This window comes from Rhizobium sp. BK289, assembly GCF_014193575.1.
Lineage (GTDB): Bacteria > Pseudomonadota > Alphaproteobacteria > Rhizobiales > Rhizobiaceae > Rhizobium > Rhizobium tropici_C.
The window spans coordinates 104,814-123,052 of the sequence record NZ_JACHZO010000012.1 but is presented as its reverse complement, the minus strand read 5'-3'; the positions used below and the strand labels follow the sequence as shown (position 1 = coordinate 123,052).

Genomic DNA, 18,239 nt, shown 5'->3' with positions numbered 1-18,239 from the left:
TCGTGGATGCAACGCTGCTTTAAGATGTGCGTACCCGGCCGAAGGAGCGCAGCAGAAGATTGATCGACACGGCGACCTTGTCGATGTCGGGAATGTCCTGCGAATAGTCGCCCGTGTAGAGCTTCACGATCATTTTGTCTCGAATAGGGCCATGAAGATCAAAGTGAAGGTGGAGATAGTATGCTTGCCTGTCGCCGCCACGGCTCATGCTCCTGCGTCGCTGCGTGACCTGCCTCAACTCCGCCCTGAAAGGCGCAAAGCCTTCAAGGTGCAAGAAGACCGATTTCGACTCGAATTGCGAGTCCTCCGGCACTGCGACGACCGCCTTGTCCAGCGCCAGGCTGACCAGCCGGCCGGAAATGTCGTCTACTGCGGCCGGCTCGTCCAATTTAAAGGCATGGAACAGTCGCTGGGGCTTCTCGAAGCAAATGAGAGAGGCGATGAGCAAAACGACGATATTGATGCCTGCCCAAAAGGCCGCGATCGGCGAAAATTCAGCCTGGGTTTGCGTGGTCTCAGGGACGAGATCGATCAGTAGTCCGAGGGCGGTGATCGTGATCAAGGCTGCAATCCAGGAAAACGTATACCGATCAAATTGGTTTGCCTGGTTGCCGCTGCCCTTGGGCGTCACCCTGAACGGCTTGCCGAATGGCCGTATCAGGCTCGACACGACGGTCGGCAGCATTCGAAACGTCGCAAAGGTCCCGACGGCGCTTGAGATTATCGGCAAATATCGCGTTGGCGTTATCCAAAGCATGAGAAGGAAATAGGCAGTCAGCAGCGGAACTTGATAGGAGACATAGTCGGCCACATCCGTGAAATAAAGCGGCAGCAGTCCGAACCATAGATAAGCAATCGGGATGACCAGAATCATCAAGCGCACCAGATACTGCACCAACCAAGAAGCCGGCAGGAACATGATACGTTGGAAGAGTGATAGTCCCGGGCCGCGCAGAGGGCCATTGTGCAGGAAAAGCGTCTGAATGCCCCCCTGGCACCAGCGCTCGCGCTGAACGAAATAGCCCGTCAGATTTTCCGCTGCGAGTCCCATGGACAGACGTTCGTTCAAATAGCGCGTCTTGTAACCCTTGTTGAGCATGGAAAGCGTGGTCAGCAGATCCTCTGTGATGGACTCCGTCGGAAAGCCGCCGATCGCGTCGATTGCGCTGCGTCGTGCGATCGAACATGAGCCACAGCAGAAGCTGACGTCCCACCCATCCCGGCTGGGCGCCATTTCGTCGAAGAACAGGCGCTGTTCATCCGGCCAGATGTTCTCAAGCCCCAGATTCGTCTGCACCGGGTCCGCATTGAAAAAATGCTGAGGTGTCTGGACGATCCCAATGGTTTCATCGGAAAAGAAGGGCAATGTGCGACGAAGAAAGTGCCGGTAGGGCACGAAGTCGGCATCGAACACGGCAATGAATTCACCCGAACTGACTTGCAGGCCATTGTTCATGTTGCCGGCTTTGGCATGCGCGTTGTTGCTGCGCGTAACGTGAATGGCGTTTTTCTGTTCGCAAAAGGTTTTCAGCCAATCGCGGCGCTGGTCGTCGAGGACATAGACCTTGAGTTTGTCAGCGGGGTAATCGAGCGACAAAGCGCCTACGATTGTTCTCTCCAGAACGTCGAGCGGCTCATTGTAGGTGGGAATGAAAACGTCAACGGTCGGCAGTTCGCGTTTCTCACGGGCAAAAAAGATAGCGCCTAGCCCGTCCGCCTCGACGCTTCGGTTGACGTAGCGGCTCATGAGCAGAAGGAAGAGCACAACGTCGGTGAAGGCCAACATCTCAACGATGAAAACGAGCCAGACCCAAAAGAAATTGATCCCGTCATTGGGATAGGGAAGGACGGTTTGGGTTAAGCGCCAAAGCATGTAGCGCAGTGCGACAACTGCGACGAAGCCGCAGGTGATCGTCCTGGTCCAACTATGATGGCGTGACCAATTGAATGGCCCCAGGAGAAAGAAAGCCATTACGATAAAGGTCGGAGCGAGAGCTAGAAGATACTGAACCACAGGTTCTTGACCCAGTTCGAAAGACCGATCCCGCGCTTGGGAAACCGGACCTGGACTGTTCGTCCTACTTGGCAGAAATTCTCGAAATCGGCGTTCATGACGGATGGTTCTAGGCGAACTCGAATACGAGCATTGCGTTGTGATGAAATCGGCAGGCTGGCTGCAAACGAGTCGGTTTCCATAGCTGCCGAACTGCCTTTCACGGAAGTGACCGTGCCCTTGAAAACATCGCTGCGTCCAAGTAGGCGAACCTGTGCGGTCAGCCCGGGATAGATCTCGTCATAATCCACTTCGGGCACGAGAATGTCGACAAATAGTTCCCGACAATCCAGTATTCGCATGAGCTCATTGTTGAGGACGACATTGGAGCCGTTGACGACGCTTCTGCTCCAAACGACACCGTCGAACGGTGCCGTCGCCGTCTCGGACTCAAGGCTGCTGACGCGGATGCCCTCCTCGGTCAGCTGCTTTTCGACCTCTGCGGCTCGTGTTTCATTTTCGGCTATGCGCGAGTTCAAATCGCTGATGTGGACGATGACCTCGTCCTGGCGCTGCTGGGAGTACGGGACGTCATTTTGACCATCTCCGAACACAAAGATTCCCTGTCGAACCGCGTTCAGCCGTTGTTGCAATTGATCGACGGTCAGATTGCTCACTTCGACCTCACCGATGGTTGCCGCGCCCGCGGCACGGGCCGCATCGACCATCCTTTCGGTAAGAATGCCCTTTGAAGCGAGATCTTTGCGGCGGTCGAGATCCACCTGTGCCGCGAAATCCTGTGCCTGTGAAACCTCCACTCTCTTTCTGAGGATCTCAACTTCACGTTCGAGGTTCGAAATCGTGGCCTGCTTGAAGATCGCCAAGCGATTGCTCAGTTGTTCGCGAAGCTGCGAGAGGTCGTCGCGCTCCTTCTTCAGGGCAATCACACGGTCGTGGGCGGTGTTGCGCTCTGCTTCAAGTGAAGCCAGAACCGCGCGGTTCACGCGCGGGTTGCTGATTTCCACGAGGTTTTGACCGGCTTTGACGGGTGTGCCGACTTTGACGGGCTCACCTGAGATCACGCCATCTATGGGCGCATTGACGAGAGCCAGCCGAGCATTGACGGTGCCGTCACGACTTGTATAGCCGGTGATTGCCGGCAGGGAGACGACAATTGCAAGCGCCAACAGCAGCAGGCCGACGACAACACGGGTTATGCGATGATTCCAAATCATGTCAGCATACAAGAGGATCGGGTTAACGGAAGCGGCCACCGAGCTGATGTCGGCAAAATACAACTAAATCTTGCGTAATTTAGCGCGGCGAAATTTAGCAGGCAAGAGGTAACCTTCGACTTGCGTTAACGAAAAGGCGCAATGGCCGTCGATCTCGATCTTCGGGCCGGTTGGAAGGTTTGTGGCTGATGTCCGCTTCCGCCGTTTGGCGCCGGTCTTCCGAGTGATCCGTGGCGCTTCCCTAGGCTTTTCAACGACGAAGGGCGCGCGCCGAAAGAGCCGTTTCGGGTGTGAAGTCGAAATCCTTGTCGAAGGGGTAGGTCGGCTTCTGCTTGCGCAGGCGCGGCAGGCGCTCGACGAACTGGTCGACGACACCGGGCGACAGCGCCATCAGATTCGGATTGGCGATCGGCGCCAGTTCCGGCGAGAGGTAGCCGGATTTGACGACGATGATCTTCGCCTTGTACGGATCGAGCTCAAGACGGGTGAAGTCGGCAATATTGTGATAGGGACGGCGCTTGGCCGACAGGACGAGGTCTATGCCGCCGATGGAAACCACGGCTTGCATGTCGCTCGCTTCGGTCGTCTCCAGCAGATACTTAACGGTGAAGCGGCCTTTCACCGGCTTGCTGCCCTTCGTGTCGAGCGATGCGCCGACAGAAAGATCGAGCGTGGCGCCGAGGCCGGCGGCGTAGCAGGTTTCTGTCGCCGCCTTGTCGGCAATGCCGGCGAAGATGACGCCTTGCGCTCCCTTGGCAATCAGCTCCGCCAGCACGTCGGCGCGGTCGCCGACCCCGCCGCCCGTCGGATTGTCGCCGGATTCCGCCAGAACCACGGGCGCGGTCGTGCTCGCAATCGCTCTTGCGACACATTCCTCGATCGAGCCGGTCTCCGAGCCGAAAACGAAATCTTTGCGCACATCCCAATAGGCCTGCGCTAGGCGCTTTGCCTCGCGCTCGAGAACGGCGCGATCCGTGCCGGTCATGATGGCGGCGGCCGTCGCGCGTGGCTCGTCTGCCCAGACATAGCCGACCATCAAAGACGCATCCCAGACGCCGTCGATGGCATCGATACCGGGCAGCATGTCGTAAAGGCCCTTGGCAGGTTCATCGACGGTGCTGGTGCGCTCGCCCGGCAGCACGACGGGGATCGGTGCCCACAACAGGATCGGCTTGACGCCGGTCCTCAGGCTTTCCGTCAGCATCTTGACGGCGCGGCGCATGGTTTCCTCGACATCGATATGCGGCGCCGTGCGATAGGTGGAATACATGTCGAGCGCGTCGATGATGCGCTGGGTGACATTGCCGTGCAGGTCGTAGCTCGCCGAGACCATGCAATCGTCGCCGACGACGGCGCGGGCGGCATTGATCCAGTCGCCTTCGGCATCTTCCATGCCCTCGACATACATGGCGCCGTGCATGGCGAGATAGAGCCCATCAAGCGGCAGCAACGCTTTCAGCCTTTCCAGGAATTCCCCCTTGAAGGCCTCGTAGGTGTGGCGCGCGACCGGGCCGCCGGCAATGGCTCTGGCATGGATGGTCGGCAGGAATTCGCCGTCGTAATCCCTAAGAAAGGCGAAGTAGGGCGCTGCCGTCAGCTCCGCGCCGCGCAGGACGCGAAAGTCCTTCTCTTCGTTCAGGACCGGATTGTAGGTGCTGCATTCGATATGAATGCCTCCGACGGCGATGCGCATGGGGAACCTCAATAGGGAGTGGGACCAATCAGGAAATTATGGGCGGCGATGCTGGCAGCACCCCGCGCCCAGACATCGCCATCGACGCGATGCGTGCGGATCGGCGTCTGGCCGGCATAGCGCGGCAGGACATTGGCTTCGGCTGCCTGCCGCATGACGGTGCCGAGCAGGCCATCGAACCGCCCCTCGACGTGGGTGATCAAGATAAGGCCGGGGTCGTTGAACTGGATCAGATGGGCAATCGCCAGTCCAAGCGCGCTGCCGGCCCGATGCAGGATGCGGATCGCCGCAGCATTGCCGATGGACGCTTCCGTCTCGAGATCATTGAGAGAATGGCAGGCAAGACCCTCCGCCTTCGCCATTTCCTTGATCGCCTTCAGAGAGGCCACGGTGTCCAGGCAGCCGCGCTTGCCGCAACGGCAGGGCGAACCGTTGGGTTCTATGGTGCAATGGGCAATCTCGCCGGCGCCGCCATGATTGCCGCGATAGAGTTTTCCGCCGACGAAATGGGCGCAGCCAATGCCGTCGTCGAAGGAAACGACGCTGAAATTCTGCACGTCGCGGGCGCTGCCGAACAGCTTCTCGCTGACGGCGACCGCCTTGGCGTCGTTCTCGATGAAGGTGTCGATGCCGGTCTTCTGCCTGATGATGCCGGCAAGCGGCACGTCCTGCCATCCGAGCAGCGTGGATTTGACGCAATTTGCCTGCTTCTCGTCGACGAAGCCGGAGAGTGCCACGCCGAGACCGGAAAGCTTGCGGTCGGCGTCTTCTCGTTCTGCGAGCAGTTTCGGCAGCGTATCGGCGATCATCTCGGCGATGGCATCGGGGTCGCGGGACAATGGCATGGTCTGACGCGCGATGATATTGCCGTTGAAATCGCTGAGCACCAGGGGTGCCGGATCTTCCAGCAGCGAAATCCCGACGAAGAAGGCGCCCTCCGGATGCAGATCCAAAAGGATCGACGGGCGGCCCTGACCGTAGATGGTTTCCGTCTCCCGCAGGACGCCAAGGGAAATCAGATCGCGCGCGATTCCGCTCATGGCGGCTTTGCTCAAGCCCATGGATGCCGCCAAAACCGTGCGGCTCAAAGGACCTGACTGGCCGATGACCCGCAAGAGCTGCTGCTGGGAAGAGGTGAGCAATTCCGCGCTCCGTTGGAATTTCGGTTGGCACTGCCGCAGATAAGTTCAAAAAATGAACAAAGCTGCAGAAGTTAATTCATTAAGGCGCAATTATGTGATATCGTCAATGGCTGCAGTAGTGCAGTTGGATCCGATGTTCCGAGACTTCAGGCAGCTGCGCCAGTCAAGAAGCGAACGCGCCGGCGTTTAGCCAGTTGACATCGACCGGCATCAATATGCAAAGCTTATTATAACGATTCCGCGGGCCCCGTCCTCCAATCGTCCTTGTCCCTAGACTTCGATCCCAACAGCTAAGCGCTCGATCATGGCCTTAATCGCGGCCTGTGCGTCTTCGACATCGGGTGCAGCAGTCAGAAAGGAATGCCATGTCCAGCACGGTCGATCGCTCGAGACGCCCGTTGGTCATTGTCTCGATCATGCTCGCGACCTTCATGGTCGCTGTGGAGGCGACAATCGTCGCGACTGCCATGCCGCGTATCGTCGGCCAGCTCGGCGGCTTCACCTATTACAGCTGGGTCTTTTCCGCCTTTCTCCTGGCGCAGTCCACCACGACGGTCATCTATGGTAAGCTCTCCGACATTTTCGGCCGTAAGCCCATGCTCGTCTGCGGCATCCTCATCTTTCTGCTGGGATCGACGCTTGCAGGCTTTGCCTGGTCGATGGCCTCGCTCATCGTCTTCAGGCTGCTGCAGGGGCTTGGTGCGGGTGCCATTCAGCCCGTAACCATGACGGTCGTGGGCGATCTCTACAAGCTGGAAGAGCGTGCGAAGGTGCAGGGTGCGCTTGCCAGCGTCTGGGCGATCTCCGCTGTCATCGGCCCGCTTGCCGGCGGCATCATTGTCGACAACCTCTCCTGGGCCTGGATTTTCTGGATCAACCTGCCGCTTGGCGTACTCGCCATTGCCGGTTTCATGATCTTTCTGCATGAGTCCGTCACGCCGCGCGAAGCAAAGATCGACTATCTCGGCACGATCCTGTTTTCGATATCCATCGTGTCGCTGCTCGTGATCCTGACGGAGACCGATGCGGGCTTTGCCATTCTTTGTCCCCTTGCGATCGCCTTCGTCGTCTCCGGCGTCCTGTTCCTGCGGCAGGAGCGGCGCGCGCCTGAGCCGATCATCTCGATCGCTCTCTGGAGCCGGCGGCTGATTGCCACCAGCAATGCTGCCACCCTGCTTGCCGGCATGGCGCTCATCGGTCTGACCACGGTCCTGCCGATCTACGTTCAGGGCGTGCTCGGCCGTTCGCCGCTCGAGGCAGGTTTTACGCTCACCATGCTGATCGTCGGCTGGCCACTCGCCGTCATGCTTGCAAGCCGCTTCTTCCGCACCTTCGGTATCCGCACGACCTTGCGCGCCGGCAGTCTGATGTTTCCCTTCGGCTCGCTCTTCCTGCTGTTGCTGATGCCGGAAAGCAGTCCGCTGATTGCCGGCATCGGCTCGTTCCTGATGGGTTTCGGCATGGGCCTTATCAGCCTCACCAGCGTGGTGTTAGTGCAGGAAAGCGTCGAATGGTCGATGCGCGGCAGTGCCACCGCATCGATCATCTTCTCACGCAGTCTCGGCAACACGCTTGGCGCAACCGCGCTCGGTGCGATTATGAATATCGGTATCGCGCATTACGGCAGCGGTGAGCTGGCAGCGAAGCTCCACGATATCCTCAACCAGCCGACCGGCCTTTCCGATCTTGTCGGCGATCCCGCAATTCGGGGCGTCTTCAATGCCGCATTGCACTGGAGTTTCTGGGGCGTCGTCATCGTCGCCTTGACGACCTGCGCGACCATTTGGCTTATCCCGGTCACGCGTGACGCTGGTCGCGGATCGTCCGTCCCCAAGACGGATGCCCGGGATGCGATGACTCACTAACCCGCGTCAGAAGCCGTAGTCGCGGGCAAGCCAGGCATCCAGCAGGTTTCTCGATGCCTTGATTGCAGCATCCGTATCCTGCGCGACGATGGCGTCGAGGATGGCCTTATGAAGGGGCAGGGCACGCTTTTGGCCTTCGGCTATGTCTTCCTGGCCGGAAAGAGTGCGGTTGGCGTAGATCCCGACGGCGATCAGGTCGATCAGCTGCGAATAGATCATGTTGTGCGTGGCGGCGAAGATCGCCGTATGGAAGCGCAGATCGGCATCGGCATTGCTATTGACGTCGCCGATGGTGGACGCCATCTCCTCGTAGGCGGAACTGATCGCGGCAATGTCGCTCTCGGTGCGGCGCAGAGCTGCGCGGGCGGTGGCTTCCGGCTCGAGCGCCAGCCGCAAATCCTTGATCGAACGCATGATTTCGACCGATGGGCCGGTTTCGTAGTACCAGACCATGACATCCGTATCGAGGTGATGCCAGTTGGAACGTTCCTTGACGCGTGTGCCGACGCGGGTCTTGATCTCCACCAACCCCTTGCCGGCAAGGCATTTCATCGCTTCGCGAATGACGGTGCGGCTGATGCCGAACTGTTCGACGAGGTCCGGTTCGTTCGGCAGCGTCGTGCCGACAGGATAGTCGCTGCGCACGATACGGCGGCCGAGCTCATGGACGAAATAGCCGAAGACGCCGCGCCGCGGGATCGTACCGTATTTTCGCACAAAGGCGTCGAAGGGCGATTGGGTTACGATCAGTTTTGACTCCGGCGTCGCCGGGGGGATCAATGCGTCGTGGCCATGTTTCATTATGGGGCTCTTGTTCCTTATTGATGCGCCGTTGCGAAGACACTCGTCAGCCTAGACCCATTGGGAGGCTTAAAACCGTGTCTCGGTTAGTTTGGGGCTGTTCCATATTGTTATGACGTTGATCCTGTAGTTCTCCCTGCGGCCTTCTTCCGACGAAAAACCCTAGCATGTCTTGCGCATGCATGCCTACTGGCGGCGGATTGATCGCTCCGTTCACCAACATGAACCTGCCGGCACGCCTCGCATGACGCGTGTTTGGATCGAGAGCGGTCGGCTTGCCGATCAAATTGCGTGCCCTCCGCTTCGCGAAACGTGATCGCCCAATCGATTGATGGGACGATTTCGGCCTATCGTAAACGTTCCCGAACCGATTAAATGCATTCGGGTGCGAGGCGGATTCGGAGTGGCCGACAGATGAATGACATGTCCACGCGTGGGCACAGGGAGGAGCGACAAGAGACCGGGTCCCGGTCGTTGTTGATTGCATTGCTGGTGGCAGGTGCCTTCTTCATGGAAAATCTCGACGGCACCGTCATCGCGACTGCATTGCCGCAGATGGCCGTTTCCTTCGGTGCCCGCCCCGTCGATCTCAATATCGGCATGAGTGCCTATCTGCTGACGCTTGGCGTCTTCATTCCGATCAGCGGCTGGATCAGCGATCGTTTCGGCGCGCGGCTTGTCTTCACGACGGCGGTCGTCGTCTTCACGCTCGCCTCGGTCCTGTGCGGCTTTGCCAATGGTGTCGGCTCCTTCGTCGCCATGCGCATCCTGCAGGGCATCGGCGGGGCGATGATGGTGCCGGTGGGCAGATTGGTCGTTTTGAACAACACGCCGAAGGACAAGCTGATTTCGGCTATCGCAACGATCACCTGGCCGGCGCTGGTGGCGCCGATCCTCGGGCCGCCGCTCGGCGGCTTCATCACCGACCATGCAAGCTGGCGCTGGATCTTCTTCCTCAATCTGCCGCTCGGCATTCTCGCCTTTGTCTTTTCGCTCATGCTCATTCCCGAAACCAAGAGTACGGCGCGTCCGCCTTTCGATTGGATCGGCTTCATCGTCAGCGGCATTGGTCTGGCGAGCCTGATGTATGGGTTGGAGCTGATCGGGCGGCCGGAACCGCTATGGCTGGAGGCCTGGGCCTATGTGCTTGCAGGCTTCGTCCTGCTTGCCGTTGCCGTATTCCATTTTCTCCGGACGGAGCATCCGCTCATCGATCTCTCGGGGCTGAAGCTGCCTACCTTCGCCATCACCATCTCAGGCGGATCGCTGTTCCGCACCGCGATCGGTGCGGTTCCCTTTCTGCTGCCGCTGATGCTACAGGTCGGCTTCGGGCTCAGCGCCTTTCACGCCGGCATGCTGACGCTCGCCGTCTTTGCCGGCAATCTGGCGATGAAGCCGGCAACAACGCCCATCCTGCGCCGCTTCGGCTTCAAGCCGGTCCTGATCGTCAACGGCATCCTCAATGCCATCTTCATCGCGGCCTGTGCGCTGTTTTCGCCTGATACGCCTCTCTGGTTCATCGTGCCGGTGCTGTTCATCGGCGGCATGTGCCGGTCGATGCACTTCACCGCGCTGAATACGATCGCTTTTGCCGATATTCCGCCGCTGCAGATGACAGGCGCCAACACGCTGTTCAGCACGGCCTTTCAGCTGACCATGGGCATGGGCATCGCCGTCGGCGCCATCGGCATCCGCATCGGCCAGGCAATCAGCGCGCCGCTTGGTGCAAGCGGCGTCGTTGCCATCGAATTCCGCTTGGCTTTCGTCATGCTGGGTATCATTGCGCTGCTAGCCGTACTGGACTGCCTGCCGCTGGACCGCAGGGCAGGTGACAATGTCTCGCGCAAGCCGAAAATGGCGAGGAAGGCGGCTTGACGATCATGTCTTTCCGAAGTGGTCAGTGCGGGTATTCGATGATGTTGTAGTGCAGCAATATCACGGGTATCGCCATCAGGATGATCAGAAGCATTGCGAAGCTTGCCGCACGCAGCATCTTCATCCGGCGGGCGCGCTGACCGGTCCAATCATATACTGTCATAATGAGCCCCTCCTTCTCTATTATTAGAAAGGCAAGAAATGGAACTCCAGTCAATATTGGCAATAGGGAGCTAAAGAATAAGGAATTCCTAATATTAATGCTGATGAACTGTTGCCTGCAGGAGGGCGGCGGAAGTTTATCGGCATCGCTTAAAGATCGTTTTGTGACGTCAGCTCACACGATATAACGGACAAAGGTTTCGTCCCTGTGTCAGCGGGGCGTTGGTTGCTTGGAAAGAGGAAGAGGCGATGAGCAAGATGCGTGCCCTAGTTTTGGAGCGTCAGCATGAACTGTCGATCCGCGATATCGATCTGCCGCAGGAGGTCGGGCAAGGCGAGGTGAAGATCAAGATCCATACCGTCGGCGTCTGCGGATCCGACGTGCACTACTATACGCATGGCAAAATCGGCCCCTTCGTCGTCAACGCGCCGATGGTGCTCGGCCATGAAGCAGCGGGCACGGTGGTCGAAGTCGGTGCCGGCGTGACGCATCTGAAAGTCGGCGACCGGGTCTGCATGGAACCCGGCATTCCCGATGCCAATTCGAAGGCTAGCCGCCTCGGCATGTACAATGTCGATCCGGCCGTCACCTTCTGGGCGACACCGCCGATCCATGGCGTTCTCACGCCCTTCGTCGTTCATCCGGCCAACTATACTTTCAGGCTACCCGACAATGTCAGCTTTGCGGAAGGTGCGATGGTCGAGCCCTTCGCGGTGGGCATGCAGGCGGCGACCAAGGCCCGCATCACGCCCGGCGACACCGCTGTCGTGCTCGGTGCCGGTCCGATCGGCATCATGGTTGCGGTCGCAGCACTTGCCGGCGGCTGTGCACGGGCGATCGTTGCCGATCTTGCCCAGCCAAAGCTCGATATCGCCGCTCAGTATCAGGGCGTCATCCCCGTCAACATTCGCGAGAACAACCTGGTGGAAGAGGTCAGCCGGCTCACGGACGGCTGGGGCGCCGATGTCGTCTTCGAATGCTCGGGTTCGCCGAAGGCTTGGGAAACCGTCATGGCACTGCCGCGTCCCGGCGGCGTCATCGTTGCCGTCGGCTTGCCGGTCAATCCGGTCGGCTTCGACGTTTCGACGGCTTCGACCAAGGAAATTCGCATCGAGACGATCTTCCGCTATGCGCATCAGTACGAACGTTCCATCGCGCTGATCGCATCCGGCCGCGTCGATCTGAAGCCGCTGATCTCGGAAACCTTTGTCTTCGAGGATTCCATCAAGGCCTTCGACCGAGCCGTCGAGGCACGGCCTACGGACGTCAAGTTGCAGATCGTTCTGGATCAGTAAGCTTCAGCTGTCACATCGCCTTGCCTTGAGCCTGATACCGGGTTCCGTGTATCGGCAAGGCGATGTTTTTCCTCAGTTGCATACGACCCGGTAGACGGCCCGGCAAAAGCGATGCTAGGTAGCCTTCAACAGAGGGAATAGGCTTTAACGCCGTGAAACGGGAAGGACCGCCGTGCCGCACGACGTTGCATTGATCGCATTGATTGCCGCCGGCTTCGTGTTCGCGGCCATTTTCGGCTATCTGGCCGACAGGCTGCATCTGCCGCCGCTGGTCGGCTATCTGGTGGCCGGTGTCATCATCGGCTCGTCGACACCGGGCTTTGTCGCCGATGTGTCGCTGGCGTCGCAGTTGGCCGAGATCGGCGTCATTCTGCTGATGTTCGGCGTTGGCCTGCACTTCTCCGCCGCCGACCTTCTGGCGGTGCGCGGCGTCGCCATTCCGGGCGCCATCGGACAGATCGCAATCGCGACGGTGCTGGGTGTCGGGTTGACGTCGCTATGGGGCTGGAGCGTCGGCGCCGGCGTGGTCTTCGGTCTCAGCCTTGCCGTTGCCAGTACCGTCGTGCTGTTGAAGGCGCTGGAAGAGCGCAATCTGGTCAGTTCGACCAATGGCCGCGTCGCTGTCGGCTGGCTGATCGTCGAAGATCTGGCCATGGTGCTGGCGCTCGTGCTGCTGCCTGCTTTTGCCGGCGTTCTGGGTGGTCACGTCGATGCGGGCGAACATGCCGCTTCCGGCTCGATCTGGCTGACGATCGGCATGACGCTCCTCAAGGTGGCCGCCTTCGCAGCCGTTGCGATCTTCATCGGGCCGCGCGTGGTGCCTTGGCTTTTGACCTCGGTTGCCCGCACAGGCTCGCGCGAGCTCTTCACGCTGTCGGTTCTGGCGATCGCGCTCGGCATTGCCTTCGGCGCTGCGGAAATCTTCGGCGTGTCGTTTGCGCTGGGTGCCTTCTTTGCCGGCCTCGTGATGAGTGAATCGCATCTCAGCCACAGGGCGGCAGCCGACTCGCTACCGTTGCAGAATGCCTTTTCGGTGCTGTTCTTCGTATCCGTCGGCATGCTTTTCGATCCCTCGGTCCTGATCCGCGAACCGCTGATGATCATCGGCGTACTTGCGCTGATCATGCTGGGCAAGTCGCTGATCGCCTTCGGCGTCGTGCTGTTGCTGCGCTATCCCGCCAGCATCGGCTTTGCCGTTGCGGCAGGTCTGGCACAGATCGGCGAATTCTCCTTCATTCTGGCGGGGCTCGGCGTTTCGCTGGGGTTGCTGACACGGGAAGGGCAGGATCTCATCCTTGCCGGCGCGATCCTGTCGATCACGCTCAATCCATTGGCCTTCTACGCCACGGAGAAGCTGGAAAAGTGGACCTTTGCCCGCTGGCCGTTCCTGGCAAATAAATACGGCATGGCCAAGCAGGACGGCCTGCGTCGTCAACTGACCGCGATCAACAAGCAGCGCGAGGAGCGCGATCGCCAGCATCATCTCGAAATCGAGCAGCTCATCGAAACTTTCCCGATGTTTGCCGAACTTGACGATAACGAGCATGAGGAGCTGCTGCTGCTCTTCCGGCCGCGATCGGCCTCGCCGGGTGACCGCGTCATTCGAACCGGGGATCGCGGCGACAGCATGTTCTTCATCGCCTCCGGTGCGGTCGAGGTACAGCTGGAGGATGACGAGATCCGGCTCGGCGCCGGCTCCTTCTTCGGCGAAATGGCGCTACTGACCGGCGCACGCCGCACGGCCGACGTCGTCGCCGTCGATTTCTGTCAGCTCTTCGTGCTGGACCGCCGTGACTTCAATCTCTTCATGTCGCGTCATCCGCAATTGCGGGCCGCCGTCAGCCGCATGGCGCGCGAGCGGCAGGAGAGCAACGTGTCACGCCAGAGGCGTGACCTGTCGCAGGATGCAGGCTGATATCAGGCCGGCGCTTTATCGACGTTTCAGCCAGTTTTTCGAAACGCGGCAGGCCATGGTATAGGCAGGGTCGAAGACGTTGCCGACATCATAGCGTACCACCTGGCCGAGAAGGTGGCTCGCCGCCGTCTTGTCGAGGCCGTAATCGGAGCCGAGCCAGCGCAGCATTTCGCTGGTGGCATGCTGCAGGGCTTGATCGAGCGGCCGGGCATTGCCGATGGTGAAGATATCCTCCGTCGTCTCGCCGCGTGGCCAGATAATCGTCCTTTTCTTTTCGACGCTGAGGCGCACCGTCACTTCGAACGTGGTTTCGATCCCGGTGCCGACGATCTCGCCGTCGCCTTGCACCGCATGACAATCGCCCAGAAAGAAGAGCGCCCCGGGTGCTGAGACCGGGAACCAGACGGTCGTGCCCGGTCCGAGCAGCCGATAATCCATGTTACCGCCGAATTCGCCGCTGGTGGCGGTCGATATTGCCTGGCCAAGCGATGGTGCGACCCCGAAGCAGCCGATCATCGGAGCGAGCGGCAGCGTAAGGGTTTCGAGACCCGCCACCGGTTCGGCCAATCGTGCCGTGAGATTCTGGCGGTCGATCTGCCAGATCACCTTCTCGCGTGCCGGTAGCGCCCGGACATCCTGTGGATCGACGACATTGGCGGCGACCACGCTGCCGGTGAAGCCCGTATCGCGCGTCGGCACCATTGCGACGATCTCGACCTTGAGAGAATCTCCCGGCTCAGCGCCCTCGACGAAGATCGGGCCGTTCATCGGATTGGGGCCGGATATCTGGCGGACATCATGCTTGTCGTAGCCGGCGGCATCGAGCGTTTCGGTAATAACCGTATCGCCATCGGCAACATGCAAGGCCGGTGGCAGCGAACCGATGATATTGTGATAGGTGTTGGGAATGAAACGATGGGTCGCCATCCTGCTTAAGCCTTGTGTGGATTCCGATCGCTGCAGCCTACGCCGACTTCGAATGTCGGGGAAAGAGCGCAGCGACCATATTTATGCAGAAAGGCCACTTCGCTTGAGGTGCGGGCAAATGTTGGCCGTCGCAGTCAACCCTTAAGCAAAATGGTCGCGAAATGCCTGCGGCGTGGTCCCGAATTTCCGCATGAAATTGCGGCGCATGGTCTCTTCCGATGTGAAGCCGCAGCGCATGCGTACCTGATGCACGCTCAGGCCGTCCTCCAGAAGGCGGCGGGCCGCTTCGATGCGGATTTCCTCGACGGCTCGCGCGGGCGTGCGCCCGGTCGCCTTCAGGTAATGGCGCGAGAAGCTGCGTGCGCTCATATTCGCCTGCTCGGCGAGCGCCGGCAGGGAAAGATCGGTGCGCAGATTGTCCATGATCCAGCCATGCAGACGGTCGAAGCGTTCGCCGCCTTCCTGAAGCTTTAGCGTCGTACTGAATTGCGCCTGACCGCCAGGACGCTTCAGAAAGACGACGAGTTCGCGCGCGACCGAAAGTGCCAGCGTACGGCCAAGGTCTGCCTCGATCAAGGCGAGGGAAAGATCGATGCCGGCGGTGACGCCGGCGGAACTCCAGATCTGCCCGTCCTGGACGAAGATCGGATCGGGCTCGAGCTTCACCTGCGGAAAGCGCCTGGCGAATTCTTCGCAACGGTTCCAATGGGTCGCCGCCCGTCGCCCGTCCAGAAGACCGGCTTCTGCAAGCAGAAAGGCGCCGCTGCAGACGGAAGCTATCCGCCGGGCGCTCACGGCTCGCCGGCGTACCCATTCGATCAGGCCGAGATTGTCGCAAGCTTTATTGACGCCCCAGCCGCCGGCGATGATCAAGGTGTCGAGCGGACCACCGGTATCGTTAAGCGGCGCGGTCACGAGCGCCAGGCCCGAGCTGGTTCGGGTCTGCGTGTGTTCCGCCACCACGACAGCCTCGTAGGGTTTCGGCCGACCGAGCCCGAGCACCGCCTCGTTGGCGCTGGTAAAGACCTGCAGCGGGCCGGTAATGTCAAGCAGCTGGGCGTTGTCAAAAGCGAGAATTTCGATGCGGCGCATGATTGGCAAGAAATGACGGTGGTTTGGCAAATATGCCAGATCGTTGTCGCATAGGTTTGGAAAAATCAATCATCGGAGACATGTCATGACCATTCGCTTCGGCCTGCTTGCCTTTCCAGGCGTCCAGCAACTCGATCTGACCGCACCTTACGAGGTATTCGCCTCCATGGATGATGCCGAGGTGCATCTCATCTGGAAGGATGCGTCGCCTGTCGTTTCGGCGACGAAGCTGGTGTTGCAACCGACGACGACGTTTGCCGAATGCCCGCCGCTCGATGTGATCTGCGTCCCCGGAGGCGTCGGGGTCAATGCACTGCTGGAGGATGAAGCGGTCCTCGGTTTCATCCGGAAGCAGGCAGCCCGAGCCCGCTTCGTGACGTCGGTGTGCACCGGGGCTCTCGTCCTCGGCGCGGCCGGTCTGCTCAAGGGCAAGAAGGCGACGACCCATTGGAATGCGTGCGATTTCCTCGAGAGTTTCGGAGCCATCGCCACGCCGGGGCGCGTCGTGCGGGACGGCAATCTCCTTACGGCGGGCGGCGTGACTGCCGGCATCGATTTCGGACTGACGATCGTTGCCGCCTTGCGTGGCCGGGAGGAAGCCGAAGGCATCCAGTTGTCGCTGGAATATGCGCCGGAGCCGCCGTTTCATTCCGGATTGCCGGAAGAGGCCAGCGCCGAGGTGCTAGCAGGAACCAAGGCGCGCCTTGCCGGCTCGAGGACGGCGCGAGAGGCGATCATGGCTCGCCTTGCGGCCGCCCGACACCAGCCCGGATGAGCATCGATTTGTCCACCGGCATTGTCACCTGAATGAAACGGAGCGCCGATAGGGAGGCGATCGTAGGTTGATCATGTCGAGGTCGTGATGGGCGGACGGGCAAATGGAATTCCAGTCTCACGTCACCCATCATACTTGACACAAATAGCTTTTCTGCGACCGTGGGATCATGACATCGTCCACGGCCTTGCGGGGAAAAAAGCTCATTTGATGAACTGGTTCCGATCATTTCGCTGTGTGTCACGCGTCTTCATGGCGACGACAATCCTGATCGGCGCAGGCCTGATCAGCGCAAGTCTTTCTCCGATATTCCCGGTTGTCGCTGCCGAGACATCCGAGATGGCGCCGCAGACCAAGGCGTCGAGCGAGCAAGTGGAAAAGCTCATAGGCACATTGCGCGACAGCAATGCCATGTCAGGCGCGGACCTTGTGCAGCGGCGTGCCGGTTTCGAAAGGCTCATGGCATCGACGCCAGGTCCGATGCGCGTGCAGATACGGCATGTCGATGCCAATGGTGTCGATGGCGATTTGATATGGCCCGCGCGATTGCATCATCCGATCGGTCGGCGCGCCGTTCTCTACCTGCATGGCGGCGGCTTCTACAGCGGTTCGCTCCGAACGCATATCAACATCGCGGGCGCGCTTGCCAAGGCGGCATCGGCCGATGTCCTGCTGATCGATTATCGCCTTGCGCCGGAGAGTAGCTTTCCCGCGCAAAGGGACGATGCCGTTGCGGCCTATCGCTGGCTTCTGACGTCGGGATACAAGGCCGGCAATATCGTTATTGCCGGCGAATCGGTCGGCGCAACCTTGGCCATCGAGGTCGTTCTCAACCAGCTCCACCTGAGAGGGCCGCTGCCTGCGGCTATCGTCGCAATGAGCCCGGTCACCGACTTTGCGGGAACAGGAGCCTCGCTGGTGACCAATGCGTCCGAGGATCCATTCATGGGCAAGGACGAGCTCACCCTCATCCGCAATGCATTCGTTCGGGATCGATCCCTCGACGATTCGGACATATCGCCGCTCTATGGCAATTTCTCCGGCTTTCCGCCGCTGCTGATACAAGTCGGTTCGCGCGAGACGCTGCTCGACGACAGCACGAGGCTGGCGGACAAGGTGCGTCAGGCAGGTGGCAGCGTGAATCTGGAAATCTGGCCGGGCATGATCCATCAGTGGCAGATTTTCCCCTTCTGGCTCGACGATGCCAGAAAGTCGAATGCGAGAGTTGCGGAATTCGCGATATCGCATTTTGCCGATAGGCCGATGCAATAGTTTTCACGCGCAAGGGCGTGCCAAGCCTTGATCCATACGAGATCGGGTGGCGAGTGTTTGTTTTGCCTGTCTTTGCGCCGCCATCGCAACACTATTTATTTATCGCGATAAATGATTGCGAGATATTTTTTAGGTAGACAAGGCAAAAGAAAGGTCTTATGCATATGTTTATCGCGATAATAAATCGCGCAATAAC

14 protein-coding genes are annotated in these 18,239 nt (G+C 59.7%); 6 read left to right on the top strand and 8 right to left on the bottom strand.

From position 1 onward, the window contains the following. Nucleotides 1-19 precede the first annotated feature (19 nt). The 4 genes from FHT84_RS22405 to FHT84_RS22390 form a co-directional block, all read right to left on the bottom strand. Nucleotides 20-2,014, bottom strand: coding sequence for a glycosyltransferase (locus tag FHT84_RS22405; RefSeq protein ID WP_183764022.1), 1,995 nt, complete (start codon nt 2,012-2,014; stop codon nt 20-22). Further along, entirely contained in the window at nt 1,996-3,228 is a 1,233-nt protein-coding gene (locus FHT84_RS22400) for an HlyD family efflux transporter periplasmic adaptor subunit (protein ID WP_183764149.1), read from the bottom strand. Before FHT84_RS22400 ends, FHT84_RS22405 begins: the two co-directional genes overlap by 19 nt. 250 nt (nt 3,229-3,478) lie before the next feature. Continuing rightward, the gene (locus FHT84_RS22395; RefSeq protein ID WP_112342336.1) at nt 3,479-4,921 is read right to left on the bottom strand and encodes a M81 family metallopeptidase; all 1,443 of its coding nucleotides are present in this window, start codon (nt 4,919-4,921) and stop codon (nt 3,479-3,481) included. 8 nt (nt 4,922-4,929) lie between these two features. Further along, nucleotides 4,930-6,063 (bottom strand): ROK family transcriptional regulator, encoded by a 1,134-nt coding sequence (locus FHT84_RS22390; RefSeq protein ID WP_112342335.1) that lies wholly within the window; start codon nt 6,061-6,063, stop codon nt 4,930-4,932. Between the two features lie 365 nt (nt 6,064-6,428). Here FHT84_RS22390 and FHT84_RS22385 point away from each other — a divergent pair, with 365 nt between their 5' ends. Continuing rightward, a complete protein-coding gene (locus tag FHT84_RS22385) occupies nt 6,429-7,928 on the top strand; it encodes an MDR family MFS transporter (protein WP_183764025.1) in 1,500 nt (499 codons plus the stop codon). A gap of 6 nt (nt 7,929-7,934) precedes the next feature. On the opposite strand, the gene FHT84_RS22380 is transcribed toward FHT84_RS22385, so the two are convergent. Next, on the bottom strand, nt 7,935-8,729 hold the full coding sequence (locus FHT84_RS22380; RefSeq protein WP_112342333.1) for a FadR/GntR family transcriptional regulator: 795 nt from the start codon (nt 8,727-8,729) through the stop codon (nt 7,935-7,937). A 414-nt stretch (nt 8,730-9,143) separates the two neighbouring features. On the opposite strand from FHT84_RS22380, the gene FHT84_RS22375 reads away from it, so the two are divergent. Beyond that, nucleotides 9,144-10,604, top strand: coding sequence for a DHA2 family efflux MFS transporter permease subunit (locus FHT84_RS22375; protein WP_210278914.1), 1,461 nt, complete (start codon nt 9,144-9,146; stop codon nt 10,602-10,604). 22 nt (nt 10,605-10,626) lie between these two features. Here FHT84_RS22375 and FHT84_RS22370 read toward each other — a convergent pair whose 3' ends face one another. Continuing rightward, entirely contained in the window at nt 10,627-10,767 is a 141-nt protein-coding gene (locus tag FHT84_RS22370) for a hypothetical protein (protein ID WP_162943969.1), read from the bottom strand. 248 nt (nt 10,768-11,015) lie between these two features. Here FHT84_RS22370 and FHT84_RS22365 point away from each other — a divergent pair, with 248 nt between their 5' ends. Both FHT84_RS22365 and FHT84_RS22360 read left to right on the top strand, forming a co-directional pair. After that, nucleotides 11,016-12,062 carry an NAD(P)-dependent alcohol dehydrogenase gene (locus FHT84_RS22365; protein WP_183764028.1) on the top strand — a complete coding sequence of 349 codons (1,047 nt, stop codon included), beginning with the start codon at nt 11,016-11,018 and terminating at the stop codon, nt 12,060-12,062. A 172-nt stretch (nt 12,063-12,234) separates the two neighbouring features. After that, the gene (locus FHT84_RS22360; RefSeq protein ID WP_183764031.1) at nt 12,235-13,977 is read left to right on the top strand and encodes a cation:proton antiporter; all 1,743 of its coding nucleotides are present in this window, start codon (nt 12,235-12,237) and stop codon (nt 13,975-13,977) included. 15 nt (nt 13,978-13,992) lie between these two features. Here FHT84_RS22360 and FHT84_RS22355 read toward each other — a convergent pair whose 3' ends face one another. Further along, nucleotides 13,993-14,904 (bottom strand): acetamidase/formamidase family protein, encoded by a 912-nt coding sequence (locus FHT84_RS22355; RefSeq protein WP_183764034.1) that lies wholly within the window; start codon nt 14,902-14,904, stop codon nt 13,993-13,995. A 141-nt stretch (nt 14,905-15,045) separates the two neighbouring features. Then, nucleotides 15,046-15,996, bottom strand: a complete 951-nt coding sequence (locus FHT84_RS22350) for a GlxA family transcriptional regulator (RefSeq protein WP_183764037.1) — start codon at nt 15,994-15,996, stop codon at nt 15,046-15,048. Nucleotides 15,997-16,081: 85 nt separating this feature from the next. On the opposite strand from FHT84_RS22350, the gene FHT84_RS22345 reads away from it, so the two are divergent. Next, a complete protein-coding gene (locus FHT84_RS22345; protein ID WP_183764040.1) occupies nt 16,082-16,771 on the top strand; it encodes a DJ-1/PfpI family protein in 690 nt (229 codons plus the stop codon). Between the two features lie 339 nt (nt 16,772-17,110). Next, nucleotides 17,111-18,043 (top strand): alpha/beta hydrolase, encoded by a 933-nt coding sequence (locus FHT84_RS22340; RefSeq protein ID WP_246698597.1) that lies wholly within the window; start codon nt 17,111-17,113, stop codon nt 18,041-18,043. Nucleotides 18,044-18,239: the final 196 nt, after the last annotated feature.